Source organism: Vibrio sp. V42_P2S4T144, from assembly GCF_009904715.1.
Taxonomy (GTDB): Bacteria; Pseudomonadota; Gammaproteobacteria; order Enterobacterales; family Vibrionaceae; genus Vibrio; species Vibrio alginolyticus.
Map to the genome: position 1 here is coordinate 1 of NZ_WXWS01000462.1, position 7,391 is coordinate 7,391.

The 7,391-nt window shown below is 44.9% G+C and carries 9 protein-coding genes; 4 read left to right on the plus strand and 5 right to left on the minus strand.

Annotated features, from left to right (window positions below):
• The 4 genes from CAG68_RS15475 to CAG68_RS15490 form a co-directional block, all read left to right on the plus strand.
• The coding region (locus CAG68_RS15475) for a penicillin-binding protein activator (protein WP_161441337.1) at window positions 1-1,794 on the plus strand (1,794 nt) is incomplete at its 5' end.
• Window positions 1,781-2,149 (plus strand): YraN family protein, encoded by a 369-nt coding sequence (locus tag CAG68_RS15480; RefSeq protein WP_005372903.1) that lies wholly within the window; start codon window positions 1,781-1,783, stop codon window positions 2,147-2,149. The genes CAG68_RS15475 and CAG68_RS15480, both read left to right, overlap by 14 nt.
• Window positions 2,150-2,152: 3 nt before the next feature.
• Window positions 2,153-2,743 carry a phosphoheptose isomerase gene (locus tag CAG68_RS15485; RefSeq protein WP_005372901.1) on the plus strand — a complete coding sequence of 197 codons (591 nt, stop codon included), beginning with the start codon at window positions 2,153-2,155 and terminating at the stop codon, window positions 2,741-2,743.
• 21 nt (window positions 2,744-2,764) lie between these two features.
• Window positions 2,765-3,433 carry a BON domain-containing protein gene (locus CAG68_RS15490; RefSeq protein WP_005372899.1) on the plus strand — a complete coding sequence of 223 codons (669 nt, stop codon included), beginning with the start codon at window positions 2,765-2,767 and terminating at the stop codon, window positions 3,431-3,433.
• Window positions 3,434-3,504: 71 nt separating this feature from the next.
• Here CAG68_RS15490 and sspB read toward each other — a convergent pair whose 3' ends face one another.
• From sspB to petA, 5 genes are all read right to left on the minus strand, one after another.
• The gene (gene sspB, locus CAG68_RS15495) at window positions 3,505-3,990 is read right to left on the minus strand and encodes a ClpXP protease specificity-enhancing factor (protein ID WP_005372898.1); all 486 of its coding nucleotides are present in this window, start codon (window positions 3,988-3,990) and stop codon (window positions 3,505-3,507) included.
• Between the two features lie 17 nt (window positions 3,991-4,007).
• On the minus strand, window positions 4,008-4,643 hold the full coding sequence (sspA, locus tag CAG68_RS15500; protein ID WP_005372897.1) for a stringent starvation protein SspA: 636 nt from the start codon (window positions 4,641-4,643) through the stop codon (window positions 4,008-4,010).
• A gap of 96 nt (window positions 4,644-4,739) precedes the next feature.
• Window positions 4,740-5,477: a cytochrome c1 gene (locus CAG68_RS15505; RefSeq protein ID WP_005372881.1), complete on the minus strand. Its 738-nt coding sequence runs from the start codon at window positions 5,475-5,477 to the stop codon at window positions 4,740-4,742.
• The gene (locus tag CAG68_RS15510) at window positions 5,474-6,739 is read right to left on the minus strand and encodes a cytochrome b N-terminal domain-containing protein (protein ID WP_161441338.1); all 1,266 of its coding nucleotides are present in this window, start codon (window positions 6,737-6,739) and stop codon (window positions 5,474-5,476) included. The genes CAG68_RS15505 and CAG68_RS15510 overlap by 4 nt, the downstream gene beginning before the upstream one ends.
• Entirely contained in the window at window positions 6,739-7,329 is a 591-nt protein-coding gene (gene petA, locus CAG68_RS15515) for a ubiquinol-cytochrome c reductase iron-sulfur subunit (RefSeq protein WP_005372877.1), read from the minus strand. The genes CAG68_RS15510 and petA overlap by 1 nt, the downstream gene beginning before the upstream one ends.
• Between the last annotated feature and the right edge of the window lie 62 nt (window positions 7,330-7,391).

Sequence of the window (7,391 nt, forward strand, 5' to 3'; positions counted from 1 at the left end):
CTCAGTGTACCACGCATACTTACTCCTGTTGCACTAGCAATTACGCTCGCCGCCTGTTCTTCAGGTCCAAGACAGCCTGATGGCGTTGATGTAACACTTGAGCCTACTCAGTCTGTTCAGAACTATATGATCCAAGCTGATAGCACGGAAGGCAGTTTACAAAATGACTGGTTGATCATGGCAACCAAAGCCGCGATTCAAGCAAACCAGTTTGATCAAGCAGAAATGTTGATCAAGCGCCTGGCTCGTCAACAGTTAACCGAAGTTCAGCAAGCAGAGTGGCAACTAGCGCGTGCGACCATACAGCAAAAACAGGGTAATTACTCTCAGTTGCTGCAATTGTTGAATTTTAAACCTTGGTGGAAGTTGCCAAATGAGCAATGGAAAGACTATTACTTGATGCGTGCCGACGCTTATCAAGGTCTTAACCAAGCGTTTGAGGCAAACCGCCAACTGGTTGCATTTGGCCAATATGCATCGTCCGCGGAGCAGAGAGAGATTTCTAGCCGTATTTGGATGAACTTTGGCAGCTACTCCGAGTACGAACTGACCTCATTAGAAACAGAGCCAAATGAAGATGTTTTGGATGGTTGGCTACAACTCGCTATTTATGCGAAAACGCTGTCGGGCAACTTATCCCAACTAAAAAATACCCTAGAACGCTGGTTAAACGAGAACCCATCTCACCCAGCCGCTATCTACACACCAGAAGAGATTCAAAACATTCTCTCTCTAGACATTGTTAAACCAAACAACACCGCTTTGTTACTGCCGCTTACTGGTAAATTCTCGCCACAAGCGCAATTAATTCGTGATGGTTTTGTGTTTGCGATGATGAATGATCGTAACCGTGATCCAAGCGCTACCCTCACGGTAATAGACACTAATGCGTATAACGCCGACCAAATTAAACAACGTTTGATCAATGAAAACATCGATTTTGTTGTTGGTCCTCTAGAAAAAGAGAACGTTGAGCTATTGCACACAACCATGGATGGCTCAGAAAATGGTCCTACGATTCCAGCCCTTGCGCTAAATATTCCCGAAGATGTGCAACCAGATAGCAATATTTGCTACTTGGCATTATCACCGGAACAAGAAGCCGCACAAGCAGCGAAACACTTGTTCAGCGAAGGCTATAACTTCCCTCTGATTCTGGCACCAAAGGGCAGCTTTGGTGAACGTGTAACTGAAGCGTTCAACAAAGAGTGGCGCAAGTACAGCTCTAATAAAGTCGCAGCAAGTTATTTTGGTGACAAGCGCCAACTTCAAAAAGACATCAATGAAGTATTTGGTCTGCAAGAAAGCAAACAACGTATTGCTCAGATGCAATCACTAATGCGTATCAAGCTTGAAACACAGCCACGTAGCCGTCGTGATGTCGATGCGGTTTATATTGTTGCTAGAAGCACGGAACTGACTTTGATTAAGCCGTTTATTGAGGTAGCGATTAACCCAGACGCCAAAGCGCCACAAATTTTCTCTAGCTCGCGTAGCAACAGTGGCGGCGCGACTTACGAAGATCTAACAGGCATCATCTACAGCGATATCCCATTACTGATTGACCCAGACCCTAGCGTGACCGCTGAAATGAACGAGCTGTGGTCAGAGCAATCTAACATGGAAAAACGTTTGAAAGCACTGGGTATGGATGCGTATAAATTGATTGGGGAGCTGCCACAAATGAAGGTCGTTCCGGGCTACTCAGTCGGTGGCCAAACCGGTATTTTAAGTATCGACAATAATTGTGTTGTACAGCGTGAGCTAAGCTGGGCTGAGCGTGGGGCTCTTTAGCAAGCGCCAAATCGGAAATCAATATGAAGCTCTGGCGAAGCAGTATTTACAACGCCAGGGCTTAAACTTTATTGAACAAAATTTTCTGACTAAGGTCGGTGAGATTGATTTAATCTTCCAACAAGGTGAAACTATTGTGTTTGTTGAAGTCAAATACCGTAAGAACAATCACTTTGGCTCGGCAGCAGAAATGGTGACGCACGCTAAAATGCGCAAGCTAGTCAAAACCGCACAAGTTTGGCTTAGCCAACAAAAGCGCTTAAAACACAATATCGATTATCGATTTGATGTCATCGCCATTCATGATAATGGGCGAGATATCAACTGGATAGAAAACGCAATCTCTGAAGGATAAGCGATGCTAGATAGCATTAAAGACAGCTTTACAGAAAGTATTCAAATTCAAATCGCAGCAGCAGAGGCGCTGCCTGATGCCATTACTCATGCAGCTCAAGCGATGGTGTCGAGCCTGCTTAATGGCAATAAAATTTTATGTTGTGGTAATGGCGGCAGTGCTTCAAACGCTCAACAATTTGTTTCTTGTCTTTTAAACCGTTTTGAAACTGAGCGTCCTAGCCTACCAGCAATGGCCTTAACCGCCGATAATACCACCCTAACCGCAGTGGCCAACGATTACCACTACCAGGAAATCTTCTCAAAACAGGTACGAGCGTTTGGTCAACCAGGCGACATTTTGCTTGCCATGTCGACTAGCGGTAACAGTAAAAATATTATCAAAGCGATGGAAGCAGCCGTAACTCGAGACATGACGATTATCGCGCTAACAGGAAAAGATGGCGGAGAGATGGCAGGACTGCTCGGTGAGAACGACGTCGAAATTCGTATTCCATCACACCGCACTGCACGTATTCACGAAGTACATATGGTAACACTCCATTGTCTTTGTGATCTTATTGACCAGGTGCTTTTCCCTGCTCACGAAGAGTAACCAAGACTGAGAATCAGAATTATGCTACGTAGCCTCGTTATCTTATTAACAGCATTGAGTTTAAGTGGTTGCGCAGGTTTGTTTATCGCAGGTGCAGCAACCACAGCGAATATTGTCACGGACACACGCACGACAAAACAAATCTGGCAGGACAATAACATCGAATTCGAAGTTGCGGCGATCGGCAATAAAGCACCGTTTAAAGGTGAAGTTCGTGTCGTTGCCAGTTCATATAATGGGACTGTAGTCCTTATGGGACAAGCTCCGACACAAGACCTTATCCTTGCTTTAGAGCGAAGGGCTCGAGAAGTTAGTGGTGTAAAAGTCATACACAATCAAATCAAACAAAAAGAGCCACTCACTGTTACCCAGATTAGCAATGACAGCTGGATCACAACCAAAGTAAAGTCAGCTTTGCTTACTGATTCTGAGCTTAATGGTGTTAAGGTTAAAGTGATCACCGAAGATGGCGATGTTTTTCTGTTTGGTTATGTCACGCCAGAGCAAGGCGATCGAGCGACAGAAATCGCGCGTAATATCTCAGGCGTAAAACAAGTCATTAAAGGGTTCCAATACGGCGAAATGGAGCCTGTTGAAGTAGACTTACCGAGTGACGGTGTACAAACAATAGAAAGTGAGGCAAGCACAGAAAGTGAAGAGAACGTCGAAGTCTTTACGATTAGTGAGTAATTTCCAAAGTCTGGCTTGAAATCATCTTCAACAAGTTAAAAAGAAAAAAGCAGCGTTACGCTGCTTTTTTATTATTTAATCACTCTTAAGCTTGGTTTGCCTTTTGGTCGAGGAGCATCGTCCTCTTCGGCATCTGAATCAGAAACTAACTCAGAAGGCTCATCACTAACCGTTGTGAACGATGGGGATGATTCTTCCTCGGTCATCGCTTCTTCTTCGATGTGAGTGTACGCTTCTTCTGGTTCAAACATAGTACCAGCACCATTCTCACGTGCATAAATAGCTTGAACAGCATACACAGGCACGATCACTGAGTGCGGACGACCGCTAAAGCGAGCATGGAAGGTAATCGCATCATTACCTAACTCAAGATTACCCACTGCACGTGGCGCAATATTCAAAATAATTTGACCATCTTGAATAAATTCAACCGGGACACGCACCCCTGGCATTGTTGCATCCACAACCAAGTGAGGAGTCAAGTCATTGTCTACTAACCACTCGTAAAATGCGCGAAGCATATACGGGCGGCGAGCAGTCATTTTTGCAATATCCATAACGTGTTTTAAATCGCTTAGCGAACTAGGCGCATTTCACGTTCAGCTTCAGTCAAAGAAGCAAGGAACGAATCACGTTCAAATACGCGATTCATGTATACCTTGATTTCTTTTGAACCTGGGCCAACAAGATCGATACCAAGTTGAGGCAAACGCCACAATAGTGGAGCTAGGTAACAATCGATCAAGCTGAATTCTTCGCTCATGAAGTACTCATATTCAGCAAAAATTGGCGCTAACGTCAGAAGATCATTACGCAGCTTTGTGCGTGCTTTTTCTGATTCTTCCGCATTACCTTTCATCACTTTTTCAGCGAGTGAATACCAGTTGCGTTCGATACGGTACATCATCAAGCGGCTGTTGCCACGAGCAACAGGGTAAACCGGCATTAGAGGTGGATGAGGGAAGCGCTCGTCCAAGTACTCCATGATGATTTTTGAATCGTAAAGAGCTAGCTCACGGTCAACAAGAGTTGGCACTGATTTATATGGGTTTAGCTCAACAAGCTCAGCAGGAAGGTTTGCTTCGTCAACAAGCTCAACTTCAACACTTACGCCTTTTTCAGCTAGTACAATGCGAACCTGATGGCTATACAAATCTGATGCACTTGAGAAAAGAGTCATCACAGAACGTTTATTGGCAGCTACAGCCATGGAGCCCTCCAGTACACTTACAAATAAAAACAATGGAGGCTAAGCCTCCATTGTACATCAATTAAAATTGGGAATTAGCACGGTATTTTAGCACAATTAATGCACATCGCGCCAATACTCTTTCTTGAGCATCACAACAACGATGGTTAGAAGCACTAAGAAGCCCATTACCCACCAGCCTAGAGCATGACGCTCAAGCTGCACTGGGTCACCTGAATAAACTAAGAAGTTAACGAGATCGCCAACCGCTTTGTCATATTCGCCTTCACTCAGCTCACCCGTGCCATCGGTTTCAGTACCAACAACAACTTGTACTTCTTCGCCATCTACGATTTTCGTATCGTAAATAGGCGTCGGGATGCCCTGTAGCTCTTCAAGCACATGCGGCATACCAACACTCGGGAAGACGATGTTGTTCACGCCGAATGGACGAGATGGATCAACATAGAAAGAGCGTAAGTAAGTGTATAACCAATCAGCACCACGAACTCGTGCAACCAACGTAAGATCTGGTGGTGGAGCACCAAACCAGTTTGCCGCTTGCTTCGGTGGCATAGCATTGACCATTAGATCACCGATTTTCGCTTCAGGATTGAAAATCAGGTTTTCTTTCATTAAGTCTGTTGGAATTTCCAAGTCTGTTGCTACACGCTCGTAACGCTGGTATTGCGTAGAGTGACAAGCAAAACAGTAGTTCATGAACAACTTCGCGCCGTTTTGTAGCGAAGCTTTATCCGTAAGGTCAACATTCGCTTTATCCAGCGGAACATTGGCCCCAGCTGCCATCGCTAGTGATGGCAACATAGCAAATAGAATTACAATCCACTTCTTCATTTGAATGTCACCCTCTCTGGTAATGGTTTGGTTGCTTCATTTTTGCTGTAGAAGAACAGCAACACAAAGAACATGAAGTAACACAAGCTAAAGATCTGAGATAGTAGTGTGTACGTTGGTGTAACAGGTAACGCACCTAAAATACCTAGAGCGATAAAGGCGATAGTGAACTGTACAATATTCAACAGATGAAGTTTGCTACGGTAACGGTATGAACGAACTTTACAACGATCCAACCAAGGTAGAACAAACAGCACTGCAATTGACGCGCCCATTAGGATAACACCTAATAGTTTGTCTGGAACCGCACGTAAGATTGCGTAGAACGGCGTGAAGTACCATACCGGAGCAATATGCTCTGGTGTCTTCAGTGGGTTTGCAGCTTCAAAGTTAGGCGGCTCAAGGAAGTACCCACCCATTTCTGGGTTAAAGAACAGCACGTAACAGAAGAAGAACAAGAAACCAGCGACACCGACCAAGTCCTTAACCGTGCCGTACGGATGGAAAGGAATAGAATCAATGATGTCATATTTCTTCGTGTAGTAATCATGGAACTTGAATTGCGTTTTGTAATCATCGCCCATTGAGCCTTTTGGCAGCTTAGTTTCGATACCATCCGGGTTGTTTGAGCCTACTTCGTGCAGCGCCAATACGTGCAGAACAACAAGAAGAAGCAAAACGATAGGCAGTGCAATAACGTGTAGTGCGAAGAAACGGTTTAGCGTTGCACCAGAGATGATGTAGTCACCACGAATCCAAAGCGTTAGGTCATCACCGATAACAGGAATAGCACCAAACAGGGAAATGATTACCTGCGCACCCCAGTATGACATCTGACCCCATGGAAGTAGGTAACCCATGAACGCTTCAGCCATGAGAACAAGGAAGATCAACATACCGAAGATCCACAATAGTTCACGAGGTTTTTGGTATGAACCGTAGATCAAACCACGGAACATGTGAAGATACACAACAACGAAAAACGCTGACGCGCCAGTGGAATGCATGTAACGCAGAAGCCAACCGTACTCTACATCACGCATAATGTATTCGATAGACGCAAATGCACCGTCACCTGAAGGAACATAGTTCATCGTTAGCCAAATACCCGTTAGGATTTGGTTAACAAGAACCAGCATCGCCAGAGAACCGAAAAGGTACCAAAAGTTGAAGTTCTTAGGCATTGGGTATTCAGACAAATGCTTTTTATAAGCATTCATTGCAGGAATACGCTTTTCAACCCAATCTAACATTGCTTGCATTATGCATCTCCCTCATCAACACCCACAATGAGCTTGGTATCGCTCAAATACATGTGCTTAGGAACGACAAGGTTCAACGGAGCAGGTACTCCTTGGAACACTCGACCAGCCATGTCGAACTTAGAACCATGACAAGGACAGAAGAAGCCAGATCTTACTCCCTGCACCTGCTCTGAGAAAGAGTCAGGTAGATAGGTTGGTGAACAACCTAAGTGGGTACAGAAACCAACTGCGACGAAAAACTCTTCCTTAATCGAACGAAACTCATTCTGAGCGTACTCAGGCTGCTGCTCCATTTCAGATTGTGGATCGCGAAGCTTATCACCGATCGATTTTAAGTTATCCAGAACGCTTTGAGTGCGGCGAACAATCCATACAGGTTTTCCCTGCCACTCAACACGAACCAGCTGACCTGGTTCAATTTTACTTATATCCACTTCCACCGGTGCGCCCGCCGCTTTGGCTTTAGCACTCGGATTCCATGATTTGATAAAAGGCACGGCGACGGCGACTGCCCCTAACCCACCAACAACTGCCGTTGTAGCGGTTAGAAAACGCCTGCGACCGTTATTTAAAGGCGCGTTGCTCATCCAAACATTCTCCCATTTGCTCCCTTTGGATCGTTATTATTCCGCTTATAAGAGCATGGCTA

Coding starts and splice junctions, on each gene's coding strand:
- CAG68_RS15485 (WP_005372901.1), top strand. CDS start 2,153: ATGCTAGATAGCATTAAAGACAGCTTTACAGAAAGTATTCAAATTCAA.
- CAG68_RS15490 (WP_005372899.1), top strand. CDS start 2,765: ATGCTACGTAGCCTCGTTATCTTATTAACAGCATTGAGTTTAAGTGGT.
- sspB (WP_005372898.1), bottom strand. CDS start 3,990: ATGGATATTGCAAAAATGACTGCTCGCCGCCCGTATATGCTTCGCGCA.
- sspA (WP_005372897.1), bottom strand. CDS start 4,643: ATGGCTGTAGCTGCCAATAAACGTTCTGTGATGACTCTTTTCTCAAGT.
- CAG68_RS15505 (WP_005372881.1), bottom strand. CDS start 5,477: ATGAAGAAGTGGATTGTAATTCTATTTGCTATGTTGCCATCACTAGCG.
- CAG68_RS15510 (WP_161441338.1), bottom strand. CDS start 6,739: ATGCAAGCAATGTTAGATTGGGTTGAAAAGCGTATTCCTGCAATGAAT.
- petA (WP_005372877.1), bottom strand. CDS start 7,329: ATGAGCAACGCGCCTTTAAATAACGGTCGCAGGCGTTTTCTAACCGCT.